Source organism: Luteimonas granuli (genome assembly GCF_007795095.1).
Classification (GTDB): domain Bacteria; phylum Pseudomonadota; class Gammaproteobacteria; order Xanthomonadales; family Xanthomonadaceae; genus Luteimonas; species Luteimonas granuli.
Map to the genome: position 1 here is coordinate 1,783,450 of NZ_CP042218.1, position 19,838 is coordinate 1,803,287.

At 71.7% G+C, this 19,838-nt stretch carries 13 protein-coding genes and 1 pseudogene; 9 read left to right on the plus strand and 5 right to left on the minus strand.

The window, feature by feature from the left end; genetic code table 11:
- The first annotated feature begins 9 nt into the window (after positions 1 to 9).
- Positions 10 to 2,190 (plus strand): DNA helicase II, encoded by a 2,181-nt coding sequence (gene uvrD, locus FPZ22_RS08200; RefSeq protein ID WP_144892019.1) that lies wholly within the window; start codon positions 10 to 12, stop codon positions 2,188 to 2,190.
- A 10-nt stretch (positions 2,191 to 2,200) separates the two neighbouring features.
- Here uvrD and mntP read toward each other — a convergent pair whose 3' ends face one another.
- The 3 genes from mntP to FPZ22_RS08215 form a co-directional block, all read right to left on the minus strand.
- Complete coding sequence (gene mntP / locus FPZ22_RS08205; RefSeq protein WP_144892021.1) at positions 2,201 to 2,779, minus strand: manganese efflux pump MntP; 579 nt, start codon at positions 2,777 to 2,779, stop codon at positions 2,201 to 2,203.
- 165 nt (positions 2,780 to 2,944) lie between these two features.
- Positions 2,945 to 3,655 carry a DUF502 domain-containing protein gene (locus FPZ22_RS08210; protein WP_210412656.1) on the minus strand — a complete coding sequence of 237 codons (711 nt, stop codon included), beginning with the start codon at positions 3,653 to 3,655 and terminating at the stop codon, positions 2,945 to 2,947.
- Positions 3,646 to 3,933, minus strand: coding sequence for a DUF2782 domain-containing protein (locus tag FPZ22_RS08215; RefSeq protein WP_144892023.1), 288 nt, complete (start codon positions 3,931 to 3,933; stop codon positions 3,646 to 3,648). The genes FPZ22_RS08210 and FPZ22_RS08215 overlap by 10 nt, the downstream gene beginning before the upstream one ends.
- Positions 3,934 to 4,030: 97 nt before the next feature.
- Here FPZ22_RS08215 and polA point away from each other — a divergent pair, with 97 nt between their 5' ends.
- The 4 genes and pseudogenes from polA (at position 4,031) to FPZ22_RS08235 (ending at position 9,683) form a co-directional block, all read left to right on the plus strand.
- Positions 4,031 to 6,796 (plus strand): DNA polymerase I, encoded by a 2,766-nt coding sequence (gene polA, locus FPZ22_RS08220; protein WP_144892025.1) that lies wholly within the window; start codon positions 4,031 to 4,033, stop codon positions 6,794 to 6,796.
- An 815-nt stretch (positions 6,797 to 7,611) separates the two neighbouring features.
- Positions 7,612 to 8,618, plus strand: a pseudogene (gene glk, locus FPZ22_RS08225) (glucokinase).
- 81 nt (positions 8,619 to 8,699) lie between these two features.
- Complete coding sequence (locus tag FPZ22_RS08230) at positions 8,700 to 9,227, plus strand: hypothetical protein (RefSeq protein WP_144892029.1); 528 nt, start codon at positions 8,700 to 8,702, stop codon at positions 9,225 to 9,227.
- Positions 9,228 to 9,236: 9 nt separating this feature from the next.
- The gene (locus FPZ22_RS08235; RefSeq protein ID WP_144892031.1) at positions 9,237 to 9,683 is read left to right on the plus strand and encodes a DUF421 domain-containing protein; all 447 of its coding nucleotides are present in this window, start codon (positions 9,237 to 9,239) and stop codon (positions 9,681 to 9,683) included.
- Between the two features lie 9 nt (positions 9,684 to 9,692).
- Here FPZ22_RS08235 and hemF read toward each other — a convergent pair whose 3' ends face one another.
- Complete coding sequence (gene hemF / locus FPZ22_RS08240; RefSeq protein ID WP_144892033.1) at positions 9,693 to 10,625, minus strand: oxygen-dependent coproporphyrinogen oxidase; 933 nt, start codon at positions 10,623 to 10,625, stop codon at positions 9,693 to 9,695.
- Between the two features lie 159 nt (positions 10,626 to 10,784).
- Complete coding sequence (locus FPZ22_RS08245; protein ID WP_144892035.1) at positions 10,785 to 13,172, minus strand: S9 family peptidase; 2,388 nt, start codon at positions 13,170 to 13,172, stop codon at positions 10,785 to 10,787.
- A gap of 167 nt (positions 13,173 to 13,339) precedes the next feature.
- Between FPZ22_RS08245 and FPZ22_RS08250 the strand changes: the two genes are divergently transcribed.
- The 4 genes from FPZ22_RS08250 (at position 13,340) to FPZ22_RS08265 (ending at position 19,405) form a co-directional block, all read left to right on the plus strand.
- The gene (locus tag FPZ22_RS08250; RefSeq protein ID WP_144892037.1) at positions 13,340 to 14,749 is read left to right on the plus strand and encodes a cytochrome ubiquinol oxidase subunit I; all 1,410 of its coding nucleotides are present in this window, start codon (positions 13,340 to 13,342) and stop codon (positions 14,747 to 14,749) included.
- A complete protein-coding gene (cydB, locus tag FPZ22_RS08255) occupies positions 14,749 to 15,762 on the plus strand; it encodes a cytochrome d ubiquinol oxidase subunit II (protein ID WP_144892039.1) in 1,014 nt (337 codons plus the stop codon). Before FPZ22_RS08250 ends, cydB begins: the two co-directional genes overlap by 1 nt.
- Before the next feature lie 108 nt (positions 15,763 to 15,870).
- Positions 15,871 to 16,143 carry a YcgL domain-containing protein gene (locus FPZ22_RS08260; RefSeq protein ID WP_144892041.1) on the plus strand — a complete coding sequence of 91 codons (273 nt, stop codon included), beginning with the start codon at positions 15,871 to 15,873 and terminating at the stop codon, positions 16,141 to 16,143.
- Positions 16,136 to 19,405: an ankyrin repeat domain-containing protein gene (locus tag FPZ22_RS08265; RefSeq protein ID WP_144892043.1), complete on the plus strand. Its 3,270-nt coding sequence runs from the start codon at positions 16,136 to 16,138 to the stop codon at positions 19,403 to 19,405. The genes FPZ22_RS08260 and FPZ22_RS08265 overlap by 8 nt, the downstream gene beginning before the upstream one ends.
- The last annotated feature ends 433 nt before the right edge of the window (positions 19,406 to 19,838 follow it).

Sequence of the window (19,838 nt, forward strand, 5' to 3'; positions counted from 1 at the left end):
AATGCCGTGATGGATGTTTCCCATCTGCTCGACGGGCTCAACGACGCCCAGCGCGAAGCCGTGTCCGCGCCGCCCGGCCATTACCTGGTGCTGGCCGGCGCCGGCTCCGGCAAGACGCGCGTGCTCACCCACCGCATCGCCTGGCTGAACGAGGTCTTCGGGGTGCCGGTGCACGGCATCTTCGCGGTCACCTTCACCAACAAGGCGGCCGCCGAGATGCGGCACCGCGCCGACGCCCTCCTGCGCCATGGCGCGCGCGGGCTCTGGATCGGCACCTTCCACGGCCTCGCACACCGCCTGCTGCGCCTGCACTGGCAGGACGCGAAGCTGCCGGAAGGCTTCCAGATCCTCGACTCGGACGACCAGCTGCGCCTGGTCAAGCGCGTCGTTCAGCAGCTCGAGCTCGACGAAGCGCGCTTTCCTCCGCGTCAGATCGCGTGGTGGATCAACGCGCAGAAGGACGAGGGCCGGCGCCCGGCGCACATCCAGGACGGCCAGGACGAGTGGGGCTCGGTGATGCTCAAGGCGTACGCGCTCTACCAGGAGCGCTGCGACCGCGCCGGCCTGGTCGACTTCGCGGAGATCCTGCTGCGCGCGCACGAGCTGCTGCGCGACACCCCGGCGCTGCTGGCGCACTACCGCCAGCGCTTCGCGCACCTGCTGGTGGACGAATTCCAGGATACGAACGCGATCCAGTACGGCTTCATCCGCCTGCTTGCGGGCGACTCCGGCCAGGTGTTCGTGGTCGGCGACGACGACCAGGCGATCTACGGCTGGCGCGGCGCCAGGGTCGAGAACGTCCAGCGCTTCCTGAAGGACTATCCCGGCGCCAGGACCATCCGGCTGGAGCAGAACTACCGCTCCACCGCCGCGATCCTCGACGCCGCCAACGCGGTGATCGCCCACAACCCGGGGCGCCTGGGCAAGAAGCTGTGGACCGACAGCGGCGCTGGCGATCCGATCGACCTGTTCGCCGCCTACAACGAGATCGACGAGGCCGAGTACATCGTCGGCCGCATCGGCGAATGGGTGCGCGACGGCGGCAGCCACGGCGACTGCGCCGTGTTGTACCGGAGCAACGCCCAGTCGCGCATCATCGAGGAAAAGCTGCTGCAGGCGCAGGTGCCCTACCGGGTCTACGGCGGCGTGCGCTTCTTCGAGCGCGCCGAGGTCAAGGACACCCTGGCCTACCTGCGCCTGGTCGCGAACCGTGACGATGACGCGGCCTTCGAGCGCGCGGTCAACACGCCCGTGCGCGGCATCGGCGGGCGCACGTTGGACGAGGTGCGGATGCGCGCGCGCGCCGACGGCGTGTCGCTGTGGGAAGCATCGCGACGCTGCGCCGCCGGCGGCGGCCTGGCGGCGCGGGCGCGCAACGCGCTGGCCGGCTTCCACCAGCTCATCGACACGATCGAGTCGGAGCTGGCCGACCTGCCGCTGAAGGACAAGATCGACCACGTGCTGCTGCGCTCCGGCCTGCGCGAACACTACGCGCGCGAATCGACCGGCAGCCTGGATTCGCGCGTCGACAACCTCGACGAACTGGTCTCGGTGGCCTCGCGCTTCGTGCGTGGCGACGAGGACGAATCCGCGGCGCTGACCGAACTGGTCGCCTTCCTCGCCTACGCCGCGCTCGAGGCCGGCGAAGGCCAGGCCCAGGCCGGCGAGGACGGCGTGCAGCTGATGACCCTGCACAGCGCCAAGGGCCTGGAGTTCCCGCTGGTGTTCCTGGCCGGCATGGAGGAGGGCCTGTTCCCCAACGCGCGCTCGATCGACGAGAGCGGGCGACTGGAGGAGGAGCGGCGGCTGGCCTATGTCGGCATCACCCGCGCGCGGCAGAAGCTGGTGCTCAGCCACGCCGAAACCCGGCGCCTGCACGGCCAGGACATGTACGGCATGCCTTCGCGCTTCCTGCGCGAGATCCCGCCGGCGCTGCTCAACGAGGTGCGGCCGAAGGTCCAGGTCTCGCGGCCGCGCTACGGCCAGGCGCCGCGCCGGGACTACGGCCACGCGGTTGTCGATGAGACGCCGGGCATCAGCGTGGGGCAGGGCGTGGTGCATGCGAGCTTCGGCACCGGCGTGGTCACCGACATCGAAGGCGCGGGCGCACATGCGCGCGTGCAGGTGAACTTCGACGGCGCCGGCAGCAAATGGCTGGTGCTGGCCTACGCGAAGCTGCAGCCGGCCTGAGGCCGGAGGTTCACGCGGCGCCGCTCAGGTGCTCGTACAGGATGAACGCCCCGATCGCGATCAGCAGCAGGCCGCCGCCGATCTCCGCGCGCTTCCCCGCCATTGCGCCCAGCACGCGTCCCAGCATGATGCCCGCGGTCACCATGACCAGGGTGGTCAGGCCGATGGTCGCGGCGACGGCCAGGATGTTGACGTCGAGGAAGGCCAGGCCGACGCCCACCGCCATGGCATCGATGCTGGTGGCGAACCCGGTGGCGGCCAGCACCCAGAAGCCGTGCCGAAGCGGAGCGTCCTCCGCTGCGACGGGATCCCCGTCGGGGCGTACGCCCGCCCAGATCATGCGCAGCCCGAGCAGGACCAGGAGCGTGAAGGCGATCCAGTGGTCCCATGCGGTCACGTAGGCCGCAGCCGCGAGGCCCAGCGCCCAGCCGATGATCGGCGTCACCGCCTCGATCGTGCCGAAGATCAGCCCCGCGCGCAGCGCGTCGCGGAACCGCGGCGTACGCATGGCGGCGCCCTTGCCGACGGCCGCGGCGAAGGCGTCGGTCGACATCGCGACCGCGAGCATGAGGATCGAAAACGGATGCATTCAGGGTCCAGGACCGGGCGCGCACGGACGGCGGCATGCCGGCGCGCCCGGGTCCAGCTGCGCCTGCATACCGATGGTCTCGCCAACCTGGAAACGGGTGTCGCGCGCCACGGCACGAGTGCTGCCGAGTGTGTTGACGCGGACGCTTCCGGCTACGGAAGCAGGCTACTCCCCAACGGGAGGGCGCACTTTACCACGCGCGGCGACGACGGGCCGGGGCGCGGTGATGCCCATGGACAGATAGACGCTGGTCAGGGTGTCGATGCCGATCTCGGCGGGCTTCACCCATTCCGCGGGCACGTACAGCAGGCCGCCGCCGACCGGGATCGGCGCGGTCGGCACCAGCACCGTGAGGTACGCGCGGCCCTGGAGTTCGATCGGCTCGGGGTTGGGCAGCAGGCCGAGCACCGCCACCCCGTCGCCGCCGAAGAAGCACCACACCGGGCCCATCGCCGCGATGTCGGCCTGCTGGCGGTCGCCGATCACCGAGACGAAGCGCTCGGCCAGGGCGTACACGCTCCCGACGAGCGGAATGCGGCGCATGGTGTTGCCCAGCAGGGTCTTGAACGGCGCGATCAGTCGCGAGCGCACCAGCAGGCCCAGCAGGTAGATCACGCCGAGGGTCAACAGGGTGCCCAGCAGCCAGGCTCCCATCGGGTTCGCGGCGAACCATTCGCCGAACACGGTGAACGAGCGCCCGAACAGGCTGCTCGGGCCGAGGAAGCGGTTGACCACGCCCACCGCCCAGCCCAGCAGCACCAGGGTGAGCACCAGCGGCAGCACCGCCAGCAGGCCGGTGAGCCATGTGGTGATGATCGGCTGCAGGTGCCGGCGCAGTCCGGAGTGCCCGCCGTCGGGAGGGGCGCTCAGTTCCACTCGAAGAGCTTGAAGTAGACCGGCGAAACGCCGTCGCGCTGGTTGTCGACCACGCCATCGCCGTTGCGATCGAACAGGTAGAACTCCGGGCCGCGCGCGGGCTGCACGCGGAGCGCGCGCAGGCGGCCATCGACCCGGTATTCGGTGACGATGTCGCCGTTGGCCTCGGTGCGGGTGGTTGCGACGGCATCGGCCGGGATGGCCTCGAGAGGATCACCGGCGCTGGCGCAGGCACCGAGCAGGAGGGCGGCGGCGAGCGCGAAGGCGAAGCGGTGCATGGCGGTCTCCGGAAGTGGGCCGGACGCGGTATGCGCCAGCGGTGCCCATTATGCGTCAGCCGGCGGCGGCGCCCGGCGACGACGTAGAATCCCGGGCATGACGCGCCTGGTCCTGATCGACGGTTCCTCCTACCTCTACCGCGCCTTCCATGCGCTGCCCCCGCTGTCCAACGCGGAAGGCGAGCCGACCGGCGCGCTGTTCGGCGTGGTCAACATGCTGCGCGCGACGCTGAAGGAGCGGCCCGACTACGTCGCCTTCGTCGTCGATGCGCCGGGGAAGACCTTCCGCGACGACCTGTACCCCGAGTACAAGGCCAACCGCCCGCCCATGCCCGACGACCTGCGCGCGCAGGTGCAGCCGATGTGCGACGTGGTCGAGGCCCTGGGCATGCCGATCCTGCGCGTGCCCGGCGTCGAGGCGGACGATGTCATCGGCACCCTGGCCCTGGCGGCCGCGGGCGAGGGCATCGACGTCACCATCTCGACCGGCGACAAGGACTTCGCCCAGCTGGTGCGGCCCGGCGTGGCCCTCGTCAACACCATGAGCGGCACCCGCACCGACTCCGACGAGGCGGTGATCGCGAAGTTCGGCGTGCGCCCGGACCAGATCGTCGACCTGCTGGCGCTGATGGGCGATGCCATCGACAACATCCGGGGCGTGGACAAGTGCGGGCCCAAGACCGCGGCCAAGTGGCTGGCGGCCTATGACAGCCTGGATGGCGTGATCGCCGCGGCGCCGGAGATCAAGGGCAAGGTGGGCGAGAACCTCCGCGCGGTACTCGAGCGGCTGCCGCTCAACCGCACGCTGGCGACGATCCGCACCGACGTGCCGCTCGACGTCGGTGCGGCCGACCTCCGCCTGCGCGAGCCCCACGTCGAGACGCTGCGCGCGCTCTACACCCGCTACGGATTCGTGCAGGCGCTCAAGGAGCTCGACGGTGGCAGCGCCAACGGCGTGGTCCCGGCGAGGGCCGCGATCGGGCGCGCGGGCAGCGGATTCGTCGCGCCGGCCGCGACCGCGGCGGATGCGGCGCTGGACCCCGCGCTGGCGGCTCCCGGCGCGTACGAGGCGATCTTCGACGCGGCCGCGCTGGAAGCCTGGATCGCGCGCCTGCGCGAGGCCGGCATCTTCGCGCTGGACACCGAGACCGATTCGCTGGACCCGCTGCGCGCCAGCCTGGTGGGCGTGAGCTTCTGCTGCGAGCCCGGCCGCGCCGCCTATCTGCCGCTGGCGCATGACTATCCCGGCGTGCGCGCCCAGCTCGATCGCGACCAGGCGCTGGACCTGCTGCGCCCGTTGCTGGAGGACGCCGCGGTGCGCAAGATCGGCCAGAACGGCAAGTACGACCTGCACGTGCTCCGCCGCCACGGGATCGACGTCGCCGGCTATGCCGACGACACCCTGCTGGAAAGCTTCGTGCTCGACTCCGGGCGGGCGCGCCACGACATGGATTCGCTGGCGCGGCGCGAGCTCGGCTTCCAGACCACCGCCTACGCCGAGGTGGCCGGCAAGGGCGCCAAGCAGATCCCGTTCTCCCAGGTCGCCATCGACGATGCCACCGGCTACGCGGCCGAGGATGCCGACGTCACCCTGCGCCTGCACCGCGTGCTTTCCGCGCGGCTGGAGGCCGAGCCGGGCCTGCTGCCGGTCTACCGCGATATCGAGATGCCGCTGGTCGGGGTGCTGGCCCGCGTCGAGGCCAACGGCGTGCTGCTCGACGGTGCCGAACTGCGGCGCCAGGGCGCGGACCTGGGGCGGCGCATGCTCGAGCTGCAACAGCGCGCCACCGGACTCGCCGGGCGCAGCTTCAACCTGGATTCGCCGAAGCAGGTCTGCGCGCTGCTCTACGACGAGCTCAAGCTGCCGATGCTGGTGAAGACCCCCAAGGGCCAGCCTTCGGCCAACGAGGAGGCGCTGGAGGCCATCGCCGACCTGCACGAGCTGCCGCGGGTGATCCTCGACTACCGCGGCCTCGCCAAGCTGCGCGGCACCTATACCGACAAGCTGCCGGAGATGGTCAATCCGGAGACCGGGCGCCTGCACACCAGCTACCAGCAGGCCGGCGCCGCCACCGGCCGCCTGGCATCCAGCGACCCGAACCTGCAGAACATCCCGATCCGCACCGAGGACGGCCGTCGCATCCGCACCGCCTTCGTCGCCCCGCCGGGGCGGAAGATCGTGGCCTGCGACTACTCGCAGATCGAGCTGCGGATCATGGCCCACCTCTCGCAGGACGCCGGCCTGGTCGCGGCCTTCGAGGCCGGCGCGGACATCCACCGGGCCACGGCGGCGGAAGTCTTCGGGCGCAGGCTGGAGGAGGTCACGGGTGACGAGCGTCGCGCCGCCAAGGCGATCAACTTCGGCCTGATGTACGGCATGGGCGCGTTCGGCCTGGCGCGCAACCTCGGCATCTCGCGGGGCGAGGCCCAGGACTACATCGCGCTGTACTTTTCCCGCTACCCCGGCGTACGTGACTTCATGGAGCGCACCCGCGCCCATGCCCGCGAGCACGGCCATGTCGAAACCGTCTTCGGCCGCCGGCTGTGGCTGGAGTACATCAGCCGCGGCACCCAGGCCCAGCGCGCGGGCGCCGAGCGCGCCGCGATCAACGCGCCCATGCAGGGCACGGCGGCGGACATCATCAAGCGGGCGATGGTCTCGGTGGACGGATGGCTGCAGCCGCACCGCGAACGCGCGCTGATGATCCTGCAGGTGCACGACGAACTGGTGTTCGAATGCGAGGAAGGCTTCGTCGACACCCTGCTGGCGGAGGTCACTGCGCGCATGACGGCGGCGGCTGAACTGCGGGTGCCGCTGGTGGTCGACAGCGGGGTCGGAGACAACTGGGAGCAGGCGCACTGAGTATTCAGGAGTCCGGTGGACCAGCGTCGCAAAGGGGCAGAACCGGACGTTCGCGGGCAGCCCTGCGGGCGCTGGTAAACCCAGCCTGAATCCAACAGGACTTTAACGCCGATCTTCACGAACCATCAATGTTCAAGGTGGTCATATAGCCCGTGACAGATGCAAGGTCTGTCGCAGATCACTCCCCTCCCCTGGAGTTGATCGACCCCGGAACGACGGCTTCTCCCCGAGCCCCGTTCTCCAGCCCCGCCGGCCCCCCCTGCCTGCGGGGCTTTTTCTTGCGTGCAGTTGGCGCGTTGTCGCGCCTTGGAGTCGCCTCGTTGGGGTCCGCGCAGCCCGTCCCGCGCACAGGGGGTGTGCTCCCCCGGCCGTCTCTGCGTCCTGCTCCCATCGGCCGGCCGCCGGCCATCCATGGCCGGCTGTCCGCACACCCCCTGTGCGCGGGACGGGCTCCGACGTTCTGCGGCTTCGGGAGGGAAGATCAAGAGCAGCAGGAGCGGTCGCGAGCAGGGCGGCTCCTGGTCATGACGCCCCACGTTTCGACGTGGACGTCGACGTGGCCCTCGTCCCGACCGCGACCCAAGGTCGTGCCCGCCGCGGATGCAGGGGGGATGCCCAGAGCCGGCCATGGATGGCCGGCGGCCGGATCTGGGAGCAGGACGCGGAGAATCCGGCTGGGCATCCCCCCCCTGCGTCCGTGGCGGGCGGCCAGCACTCGAACGGAGCGCCCCTGGCGGCCGGCCCGGACTCGAACGGAGCGTCCCCTCGATGGGGGAGAAGAACCTTTTTCTTGGTCCGGTGATTACAGTGGCCCCATGAGCCCGCCCGAACCGATCGGTGCCGACCTCGCCCTGATCGCCGACATCGGCGGCACCAATGCGCGCTTTGCCCTGTGCGATCCTTCGCGGCCGCTGCCCGAGCTGCTGCGACCGGTATCGCTGCGCGACGCGGACCACGCCAGCCTGCAGCACGCCGCGGAGGCCTACCTGGCTAGCGTCGGGATCCGGCCGCGGCGCGCCTCGATCGCGCTGGCCTGTCCGGTCGTGGGCGACGACATCCGCCTGACCAACCGCGCCTGGTCGTTCAACCGCCACGAACTGCGGGCCTCGCTCGGCCTGGACGAACTGCGCCTGATCAACGACTTCGGGGCCATCGCGCGTGCGGTGCCGCTGCTCGGGCCGGAGGAGCGGGAGGTGCTCCATGGCCCGGACCAGACGCTGGCGCAGGGACCGGTCAGCGTACTGGGACCCGGGACAGGCCTGGGCGTCGCCCTGCTCGTGGGCGACGCCACCGGGGGCTGGCGGGTCGTGGAGACGGAGGGCGGCCACGTCGGCTTCGCGCCACAGGACGAGGAGGAGCGTGCACTGGCCGACCGGGCCACCGTGCTCCACGGCCGGGCCTCGTGGGAGCGGCTGCTTTCCGGCAGTGGACTCGCGTTGATCGACGCGGTGCTCGGCGAGCGCGCCGGCGCGCCGGCATCTCCGCCGCGGGAAGCGCCGGAAGTCGTGGCTGCGGCCCTCGGCGGCGGCGATCCGGTCGCGCGGCAGGCGCTCGCGCGCTTCTGCGCCATCCTCGGCAGCGTGGCGGGCGACGTCGCCCTGGTGCACGGTGCGCGCGCGGTCGTGGTCGCAGGGGGATCGTGCCCCGCTTCCTGCCCTTCCTGCGCAGCAGCGCGTTCCGGGAACGCTTCCTCGACAAGGGCCGCTTCGCCGCCTGGCTGGAGCCGGTCGCCATCCAGGTCGTGACCCATCCCAACCCGGGCCTGCTGGGAGCGGCCGCGGCGCTGCGCGAGCCCGTACCCGATCCGATCGGACGCCCGTAGGGAGGGCGTCGCAGCCTACACGTGCCATGCACCGCGGCCGGGCCATGGTCCGACATCCGCGGGGCCGGCGAGGTGACGGGCATGACCCGGACGGGTGATGGAGGACAGAAGGCTGTCGCCGAAGCGCGACCCGAGGCCGTGATGCGCCATCATCGCGCGGCATGGCGCGTGGAGCGCATCGCCTGGGCGACGATGGCGCTGCTGTTGCTGGGGGCGGTGCTGGGCGCGTTCGGAGGAGGCCCCCTCAGTCACGCCCGCTCGGGTTCGCCGGAGGCGGTGCAGCTCGAGTACCAGCGCCTGCTGCGTGCCGCCGCGCCCACGGAGTACCGGTTGCTGATCCAGCCTTCGTTCGCGGCCGATGGGCGCGTGGCGGTGCGGATCGACCAGGCCCTGGTGGAGCTGATGCAGCTCGAGTCCATCGTCCCCGAGCCCGACGCGGTGGCGGCAGGTGCCGGCTACACGGAGTTCTCCTTCCGCATCGCGCCGGACAGGCGTTCGGTCGCGCACGTGGTCCTGCGCTTCAAGCCGGCCACCTTCGGGCGCTTCAGCGGCGAGCTGTCCGTGGACGGGGCGCCGCCGCTGGCGGTCTCCCATTTCGTCTATCCCTGAGGGCGTCCCATGGAACCCGTCTTCCGCGGCATCACCATCTATCTGTTCCTGTGGCTGATCTTCCGCGTGTCCGGGAAACGCACGCTGGCCCAGACCTCGCCCTTCGAACTGGTGCTGCTCCTGATCATCTCCGAGGTGACCAACCAGGCCATGGTGGACAGCGACCATTCGATCACCAATGCGATCCTGCTGATCATCACGCTGGTCGGGATGAGCATCCTGCTTTCGGTGATCAAGCATTACTCGCCGGCGGCGAGCCGCTGGCTCGAAGGCCTGCCGCTCCCGCTGGTGCGGGATGGAGAGCTGCTGCGGGAAAACCTGGACAAGACCCGGGTCGACGAGGCCGAGATCATGAAGTCGGCCCGCTGCACCCAGGGCGTGGACAGGATGGACGACGTCAGGGACGCCACCATCGAGAACGATGGAACGATATCGATCGTGCCCAGGGAGCCCTGAACCGCCGGCTCAGCCCAGCTCCGCCAGCCAGTCCCGCGGCCGCAGATAGTCCGCCAGGCGGGCCTCCGGAGTGCCGGGTTCGGGCTGGTAGCCGTACTCCCAGCGCGCCAGCGGGGGCATGCTCATCAGGATGGATTCGCTGCGGCCGCCGGACTGCAGGCCGAAGTGGGTGCCGCGGTCCCAGACCAGGTTGAACTCGACGTAGCGGCCGCGGCGGTAGAGCTGGAACTCGCGCTCGCGCTCGCCGTACTGCGTGGCGCGCCGGCGTTCGACGATCGGCAGCCAGGCGTCGAGGAAGCCGTCGCCGACCGCGCGCGTGTAGCCGAAGTCGCGTTCGAAGTCGTCGGCCAGGTCGTCGTAGAACAGGCCGCCCACGCCGCGCGTCTCGCCGCGGTGCTTCAGGAAGAAGTACTCGTCGCACCACGTCTTGTGCGCGTCATAGCGCGCCTGGCCGCCGAAGGGTTCGCACAGCCCGCGGGCGGTGCGGTGCCAGTGCAGCACGTCCTCGTCGAAGGGATAGAAGGGCGTGAGGTCGAAGCCGCCGCCGAACCATGACGCCACCGTCTCGCCGTCGCGTTCGGCGCGGAAGTGGCGCACGTTGGCGTGGGTGGTCGGGAGGTAGGGGTTGCGCGGGTGGAACACCAGCGAGACTCCCACCGCGCGCCATGAGGCGCCGGCGAGCTCGGGCCGGCTGGCGGTGGCCGAGGGTGGCAACCGGGTGCCGCGCACGTCGGAGAAGCCGATGCCGGCCTGCTCGAACACCGCGCCGTCGCGCATGACGCGGGTGCGGCCGCCGCCGGCGAGGCCGCCGCTGGCGCATTCGTCGGGCCGCGTCCAGGTGTCCTCGCGAAACCGGGCGGTGCCGTCGGCGCCCTCCATGGCGGCGCAGATGCGGTCCTGCAGGCCGGTGAGCCAGTCGCGTACGGCGTTGAAATCGTTCATGGGGCAATTGTAGGACGCCAGCGGAGACCGGTCCGCACCCCGGACGCACCCCGTAGGAGCTACAGCGGCGACCGGAATCGCCACGGACCGTGGTCATGCGTCGTCGCGTCGGCGGTCGCCGCTGTAGCGGCTCCTACAGGTGTTGGCGAGGTGCGGGTTTCAGGGCTTCAGCGCGCGCTCGAAGAGTTCGAAGATCCGCCGGTACTGGTCGTACCACGAGTCGGAGTGCACGTAGCCGTGCCGCTCCATCGGATAGCTCGCCAGCTCCCACTTGTCCTTGCGCAGCTCGATCAGACGCTGCGCCAGCATGACCGAGTCGCGGTAGAACACGTTGTCGTCGATCATGCCGTGCGCGATCAGCAGGTGGCCCTGCAGGCCTTCGGCGTATTCCATCGGCGAGGACTTCGCATAGGCCTCGGGATCGAGCTCCGGCGTGTTGAGGATGTTCGACGTGTAGCCGTGGTTGTACTGCGACCAGTCGGTGACCGGGCGCAGTGCGGCGCCGGCGTGGAACTTCTCCGGCTCGCGGAACATGGCCATGAAGCTCATGAAGCCGCCGTAGCTGCCGCCGTAGATGCCCACGCGCTCGCGGTCGCCCTGGCGGTTGGCCACCAGCCAGTCGATGCCGTCGAGATAGTCCTCGAGCTCGGGATGGCCCATCTGGCGGTAGATCGCCGTGCGCCAGTCGCGGCCGTAGCCTTCCGACGCGCGGAAGTCGAGGTCCAGCACGATGTAGCCCTGCTGCACCAGCAGGTTGTGGAACATCTGCTCGCGGAAATAGTTCGGATAGCGGTCGCTGACGTTCTGCAGGTAGCCGGCGCCGTGCACGAACAGCACGATCGGATAGGTGCGGCCCGGCTCCCTCGTCGCGGGGCCGTAGTACTTGCCCCAGATGGTGCCGGCGCCGTGCTTCGAGGGCACCTGCACGGTCTCCGGCTGCAGCCAGTCGTAGGCCTTGAACTCCGTCGTACGGGTGTCGGTGAGCTGGCGCGCTCGGCCGCCCGCGGCGTCGACCACCGACAGCTGCGGCGGCATGTAGCTTGAGGAGTGGCGCACCAGCAGCCTGCCGCCGTCGGGCGAGGCCACGAAGTCCTCGACGCCGTCGAGCGCGGTCAGCTCGCGCACCTCGCCACCGCCGGTGTCGACATGGCAGACCTCGTAGTCGCCCGGGCGTGCACGGTTGCAGAGGAACAGGAAGCTCCGGCCGTCCGCGGCCAGCACCGGCATCGACGCCTCCCAGCGGCCCGAGGTCAGCGCGCGGGCGCGGCCGCCGGCCGAGGTGTACAGGTGCGACCAGCCCGATTCCTCGGAAAGGAACCAGAGCGTGCGACCGTCCGGCAGCCAGCCGAACTCGTTGAAGCTCCAGTTGATCCAGGCCTCGTCGGTGAGGCGATGGACCGGCTGCAGCGTCGCGCCGGCCAGGTCGACGGTCGCGAGCCAGCGATCCTTGTTGTCCACCGAATGCAGCATCAGCGCCAGGCCGCGGCCGTCATCGCTCCAGCGCGCGCCGGTCGAGACATCACCGCCCCAGCCCTCGATGCGCACGGGACGGTTGCCCTTGAGCGCGTCCTTGCCGGCGGCCTTGCGCAGCGCCGACAGCGGATCGGAGGCGATTCCCGGCAACGGATCGGTCTTCAGTTCGCGCACCGTGCCGTCGGCCACCGAGACCAGCCAGAACGACTGCGGTGCCGGGTCGTTGCGGCCGACCCGGGTGCGCACGTCCTCGAATTCCTCGTAGCCGGATTCGGTGACGTACTTCGGCATCTTCCCCGCCTGGCCGGAATCGCCCTTGGCCTGGGTGACGGCGAACAGCCAGCGGCCGTCCGGTGACAGCGCGCTGCCCTGGATCTCCACGTCCTTGCCCAGGTAGGCCGGCGCCGGCGGCCGGCTGGGGTCGGCGCTGCGCCAGGCCTCGGCCTGGAGGCGCATCTCCTCGCGGCGCTCGCGCTCCGTGCGCAGGGTCTGGATGTAGCGAAGCTGGCGCTCGCGCAGCGCATCCGCCTTCGGCGGCGTGCCCGGCGCGTCCTCCGCCTTCAGGCTCGCGGCCTGGCCGGCGCCGGTCGCGGCGGTCCAGCGGAACCAGTCGTTGCCGCTGCGCCAGGACAGCGCGCCCTCGCGCCCCCACTGCAGCTGCGATTCGCCGGCCTCGGTGCGGGTCAGCTGGGTCAGGACGCCGCTCCGCAGGTCGCGGACGAAGACGTCGCCGTTGCGCAGGAAGGCCATGCGCGCGCGGGTCGCGTCGTAGACCGGATCGCCAGCGTCCATGCGACCGCGCGCCGCACCGTCCAGCAGGCTCGCCGCGCCGCCTTCGATCGGCTGGGCGAAGGTGTCGCGCACGTTGCTGCCGGCGCGCTTGGCCGTGTAGTAGGCGGTGGCGCCGTCCCAGGACCACCACGCGCGCTCCACCGGCGCCCCGATCCAGTCCGGGTCGGCCATGACCCGGTGCAGGTCCAGGACCTGTGCCGGCTGGGCCAGGGCCGTGGAGGCGGGCGCGATGGCGAGCAGCAGCGACAGCGGAAGGAGGACGAGGGCGGAGCGATGGCGCATGGTGCGGAGATCCCCAGGGTCGGTCGACGCGCCAGCCTATCAGTCGCGCGCGCGGGGGCTGTGGGCCGGTGGTCATGGGCCGGCTTCACGCGACCTGAACGCGGCGCGCGGCGCGGCCGCGCAGAATGCGGAGGCGCGCGGCGCCCGTCACCGCCGCGGAGAACGGCGTGGACGCCCTGCTGCTGTCGCGGATCCAGTTCGGCTTCGTGATCACCTTCCACATCCTGTTCCCGGCCTTCACCATCGGCCTGGCGCACTGGCTGGCCTTCCTCGAGTGGCGCTGGCTGCGCACGCAGGACGGCAAGTGGCGCGACCTCTACTTTTTCTGGCTGCGGATCTTCGCCATCAGCTTCGGCATGGGCGTGGTCAGCGGCATCGTGATGAGCTTCCAGTTCGGCACCAACTGGGCGGTGCTGTCGGACCGCGCCGGCGCGATCCTCGGCCCGCTGCTCTCCTACGAGGTGCTGACCGCGTTCTTCCTCGAGGCCAGCTTCCTGGGCGTGATGCTGTTCGGCTGGAACCGGGTGTCGCCGAAGCTGCACTTCCTCTCGACCTGCATGGTCGCGCTGGGCACGCTGTTCTCGACCTTCTGGATCCTGGCCGCCAACAGCTGGATGCAGACGCCGCAGGGGCACGAGATCGTCGACGGCATGTTCGTGCCGGTCGACTGGCTGGCGGTGATCTTCAATCCCTCGTTCCCTTACCGGCTGGTGCACATGGTGCTGGCCGCCTTCATCACCACCTGTTTCGTGATCGGGGGTGTCGGCGCCTGGTACCTGCGCCGGGGCGTGCACCTGGAGCAGGGCCGGACGATGCTGGCGCTGGCGGTGGCCTTCGCCGCCATCGCGCTGCCGCTGCAGGTGCTGGTCGGCGACCTGCACGGACTCAACGTCCGCGACCACCAGCCGGTGAAGCTGGCGGCGATGGAAGGGCACTGGACGGCGGGCGAGCCCGGTGCCGGCGTGCCCCTGGTCCTGTTCGGCTGGCCGGACGAGGCCGGCGAGAGCAACCGCTACGAGATCGCCGTGCCCCGCCTCGGCAGCCTGATCCTGACCCACAGCTGGGACGGCGAATTCGACGCGCTGGACACGGTGCCCCCGAGCGAACGGCCGCCGGTCGCGCCGGTGTTCTGGGGCTTCCGGATCATGGTCGGGCTCGGCGTGCTGATGCTGCTTCTGGCGCTGGCATCGGCCTGGGCCTGGCGGCGCGGCCGGCTGTTCGGATCGAAGTGGCTGCTCGACGGCTGGCGCCTGCTCAGTCCGGCCGGCTTCGTGGCCCTGCTCGCGGGCTGGTACGTGGTCGAGATCGGCCGCCAGCCCTGGGTGGTCTACGGGCTGATGCGCACCAGCGAGGCGGTCAGCCCCAACATCACCGCCGCCGCGGTCATGTCCTCGCTGCTGACCTACGCCGCGGCCTACGCGGTGATCTTCGGCGCCGGCAGCTGGTATCTGCTGGGCCTGGTCCGCAGGGGCCCGCAGCCCTTCGAGGAGCCGCCACGCACCGAGGGCGGCGAGAAGACGCCCGCGCGCCCCCTGTCGGTGGGCGAACCCGGACACGCGCGCTCGGAGGGTCCCTGATGGACACCGCGACCTGGCTGCCGGTGGCCTGGTATTTCGTGATCGGCTTCGGCGTGCTGATGTACGTCCTGCTCGACGGCTTCGTGCTCGGCCTGGGCGTGCTCGCGCCCTTCGCCGAGGACGAGGGACAGCTCGACACCATGATGAACACCGCCGCGCCGATCTGGGACGGCAACGAGACCTGGCTGGTGCTGGGCGGCACCGGGCTGCTGGCGGCCTTCCCCAGGGCCTATGCGATCCTGCTGTCGGCGCTGTACCTGCCGGTGCTGGCCATGCTGGTCGCGCTGATCTTCCGCGGGGTGGCCTTCGAGTTCCGGTTCAAGGCGCGCAGGGGCAAGCGGTTCTGGGGCGGCGCCTTCGCCGTGGGCTCGATGGTGGCGTCGTTCTCCCAGGGCGTGATCCTCGGCGCCCTGGTCGAGGGCATGCCGCTGGAGGAGGGCCGGTACCTCGGCGGCGCCTTCGCCTGGTTCAGCCCGTTCTCGATGCTGACGGGCGCATCCGTGATGTGCGGCTACGCGCTGCTGGGCGCCGGCTGGCTGATCCTGAAGACGGAAGGCAGGCTGCAGCAGGTGGCGCGCACCACCACCCGGCCGCTGGTGCTGGTGGCGGTGATGTCGATGGGCCTGGTCAGCGCCTGGCTGCCCTTCCTGGACTCGCGGATCATGGCGCGCTGGTTCGAGGGCGGGAACTTCTGGTGGCTGGCGCCGGTGCCGCTGCTCGCGCTGCTGAACGCGTTCATGCTGTGGCGCGCGGCGATGGAGGAAGGTCGCGATGCCCGGCCATTCCTGTTGACGCTGAGCTTCTTCGTGCTCGGCTACGCCGGCCTGGTGATCGGCATCTGGCCCAACATCATCCCGCCGTCGCTCAGCATCTGGGACGCGTCCTCGCCGCCTTCGAGCCAGGGCTTCACCCTGGTCGGCCTCGCCATCCTGCTGCCGATCGTCCTCGGCTACACGGCGTGGTCGTACTCGGTGTTCCGCGGCAAGGTGCGGGCCGACGCCGGCTATCACTGACGCGCAATCCACCCGCGCGCGATCGCATGCAGCCGTGTCCGCGGAGCGCAGCCGCGCGCTTGCTTTATGCTTCCCCGGGACGCGTGCGCCCGCCCGCCGGATCTGCAGATGCAAGCCTTCGTCTACAAGAGCCTGAAAAAGGCCGATACCTACGTCTATCTTGCCGGCCGCGAAGATTTCGGCCGCATCCCGGACCCGGTCCGCGCCGGACTCGGGGAACTGCGCTTCGTGCTCGAGGTCGCGCTGGTGCCCGGTCGCCGACTGGCGCGCGAGGATGCGGATGTCGTCCGCGCCAACCTCGTGAGCCGCGGCTTCCATCTGCAGATGCCGCCGCGCGCCGACGCCGATCCGCTCACCGGCGACTGGGGTACGGATGCCTGAGCCCGACGCAATGAAGTCCTGGCTGCTGTTCTCCGGCGGCGTCGCGCTTGCGTTCCTTGCCGGCGCGGTCCCCGAAGGCGCCGCGGTTGCCGCCTGGCTGGCGCAGCCGGCATTCGCGCTCGGCCTGCGTGGCCTGCGCGGTGGCGGGTTTCCTGCCGGCACCGCCCTGCGCCGGGACCTGCTGGCAGTGCTGCTGCTGTGGGCCCTGGCCATGACGGCCACGGCGCTGCTGGCGGCCTGGCCGCTTTCGGCCCTGCTGCAGAGTCGGGGCGCCTCGTCGGGCGCGGTGCTCGCGCTCAGCGCCGGCACCGGCCTCGGCGTGATCGCGCTGTGGCGGTTGTGGCCGCTGTGGGCGATGGCGGAGGGCGAGGGCGGTCGCGGGCTGTCCGGCCACTGGCAGGCGCTGGACGGATACGAGGGCTGGAGCTGGCGCGGCCTCGGCGCCGCGCTGGCCCTGGCGGTGGTGCTCGGTCTGGGGCTGGTCCTGGCCTGGCCGGGCCTGCTGGACGGCGTCGCGCGCTGGCCGCTGGCCGCGATCGCGGCGGTGGCCTGGCCGCTGCTGCACCTGGTCGTGGCGCGCACGCCGCTGCCTGCGACCGGACTGCAGGTGGTGGACATGCCGGAGCCGGCGCAGCCGACGGCGGCGGAGGACGGCGATGGCGTGGACCCGGTCGCGGCGCTGTACGCCGCCGCCCGCGGTGGCCGCGTCGAGCGTGCCCTGGCCCTGCTTGATGCCGGCGTCGACCCGCACGCACTGCCCGACCCGGCAGACCGCGACCAGCGCGCGCTGGCGGTGCTGGCCGCGGTGCTGCCCGATCTGCGCCTGCTGCGCGCCCTGATCGCGCGCGGCGTGGACCTGAACCAGGCCCATGCCGGCCTGACGCCGCTGCTCGCGGCGACCCGCGACAGCTGGCACGGCCGCCCCGAGGCGGTGATGACCCTGCTCGCCAACGGCGCCGACCCCCGCGTCGCCGACCGCGAAGGCAACACGCCGTTGCATCACGCCGCGCGCAGCTCCGATCCCGGCGTTGCCGCCCTGCTGCGCGATGCCGCCGCCGAGATCGATGCGCGCAATGCCGAAGGTGTCACCCCGCTGGGCATCGCCTGCGGCTGCGGCAACTGGCGCCTTGCGAAATTCCTGCTCGAGCGCGGCGCGCGCGCCGAGCCCGCGGGCGGCTCGCCGCCGCTGCTGGCCGCGGCCGGCGGCGAGGACGACGACGTCGCCGGCGTCGAGCTGCTGCTCAGGCACAAGGCCAGGGTGGACGCACGCGACGCCCGCGGACGCAGCGCCCTGCACGAGGCCGCACTGGCCGGCCATGCCGGGATCATCGCCGCCCTGCTTGCCGCCCGCGCCGACGCCGACGCCCGCGACGCCCGCGGCCGCAGTCCGCTGCACGAATCCGCGGCCGGCGGCCACGCCGCGGCGCTGGACCTGCTCGCCGGCGTCGCCGACGTGCACGCGATCGATGGTGACGGTCGCAACGCCCTGCACCTCGTCGCCCTCTGCGACTCCGGCACGGCCGCGCTGGCCGAGCGTCTGCTGGAGCTCGGAGTCGATGCCGGCCTCGCCGACGGCGAAGACAAGCGCCCGGTCGACCATGCCGCCGCGGCCGGGCGCTGGGCGATGGTGGCCGCGCTCGATCCCGCGCATCCGCTGCCGGCCAGCGTGCTGGGCGGCGACAGCACGCTGCCGCCCGATCGCCCGCCGCTGGAGGTGTTGCGCGGGCGTCTGGCCGAGGGCGATCTCGAAGGCCTCGAGCCGCTGGCCCGACTGCTGACTCCGGCCGAGCTCGGCGGCCTGCTGCTGGATGGCGCCACCGCGCCCGCGCCGGCGCGGATCGAATGGCTGCTGCTCAACGGCGCCGATCCCGAGGCGCGCGCCGAGGGCCAGGACACCGCGCTGCTGCGGCTGCTCGACCGCGGCGCCGCGGCGGTGCCGGCCGCCCAGGCCCTGCTCCGCGGCGGTGCCTCGCCCGCGGGTGCAGGCGGCCTGGCACGCTTCCTCGACGCCTGCGTGCGCGAGGACCGGGCCGCGCGAGGGCTGGAGCAGTTCGCGCTGGAACTCGTCGAGCGCGGCGCCGATGCCTCCGCCACGTCGCCGGCCGGCGATCCCCCGGCGGCGCTCGCCGTCCGCCTGGGCTGGATGCGTCTGCTCGAGCGTCTGGTGGCCGACGGCGTCGACCTCGACCGCCGCGACGCCCACGGAATGACCGCCCTGCATCTGGCGGCGGCCCTGGCCCGCGAACCGGCACTGAGGCTGCTGGTCAAGGGCGGCGCCTCGCCGGACGTGCGCGCCGCCGACGGTCAGACGCCGCTCGGCGTGGCGCTGTCCGCCGGCCGCCGCGATCTCGCCGACTGGCTGGACTGGCGCGGCTGGACGCTGCCGCGACGCCTTCTCGAGGCCAGCGACCTGCCGGCAGCGGCGATGGCCGGAGATGCCGGCGCGGTGAAGCGCCTGCTGGATCTCGGGTTCCCCGTCGATGCCGCCGACGAGAAGGGCTGTACCGCCCTGCTGCGCGCGGCCGGCGGTGGCCACGCCGAGGTCCTGGAGCTGCTGCTTGAGCGGGGCGCCGACCCGCAGCGCGCCGCGGATACCGGCGCCACCCCGCTGTCGGCCGCGGTGAGCATGCGCCACGGGGCCATCGTCGAGCGCCTGCTCGCCGCCCGGGTCCCGCTCGAACACCGCCTGCCGGGCGAAGTGACCGTGCTGATGCTGGCCGCCGCGCTCGGCCTGCCGGACATCTGCGCGCGCCTGCTCACCGCGGGCGCCAACATCCAGGCCACGGACGCGCAGGGCCTGACGCCGCTGCACTGCGCCGCGCTCCATGGCTTCACCGCGCGCGACCGCCCGCGTCTGCTGGCGCTGTTCGACACCCTGCTGCTGGCCGGCGCCGAAGCCGACGCCGCGGCCGCCGGCGGCGTGACCCCGCTGCTGCTGCTGCTGGGCGCGCGCGCCGAGCCGGGCACCGCCTGCGACGAGGACGTGGTGCTGGCCGCGGTCGATCGGCTGCTGGACGAGCACACGCGTCTCGACGCCCAGGATCCGCGCGGCTTCGGTCCGCTGCACCTGACCGCGCTGCACGGCCTGCTGCGCCTCGCCCGGCACCTGCTCCGCGCCGGCTGCGACCCCGAGCTGCGCGATGCCCTCAACCGCACGCCGCGCGAAGTCGCGGTGATGCGAGGTTTCATCGACGTGGCCGCCGAGTTCGCGCCGGCGCCGACCGGCGTTTCCATGGCGCGGTTCCTGCGCGATCGCGGCTGAGCCGCGGCCGCGTCCACCGCGGCCGATGAGCTTCCGCGGAAGGACCGCGGGTGGAAGAAGGGCCAAAAAAGGTTCTTCTCCCAACTCCGGGGCGATGGTGTCGCGTCCCGGTTGCTCCGCTGTGACTCCGCGCTGCCCGTCCCGCGTGCAGGGGGTGTGCTCCCCCGGCAGTCTCCGCGTCCTGCTACCACTGCCGGCCGCCGGCCATCCATGGCCGGCTGTCCGCACACCCCCTGCACGCGGGACGGGCTCCAGCGCTCTCGGGCTTCGGAACGGAAATCACGAGCAAGAGCAAGAGCGGTCACGCGCTCGCCGAGCGGCTCCTGCCATGGCGACCGAACCGTCTTCGGCATCGACCTCGACATCGACCTTGTCTCGACGTCGCGTCGCCGTCGCCGTTGCTGTTGCCCTTGCTCTCCTCCAGACCGCGACC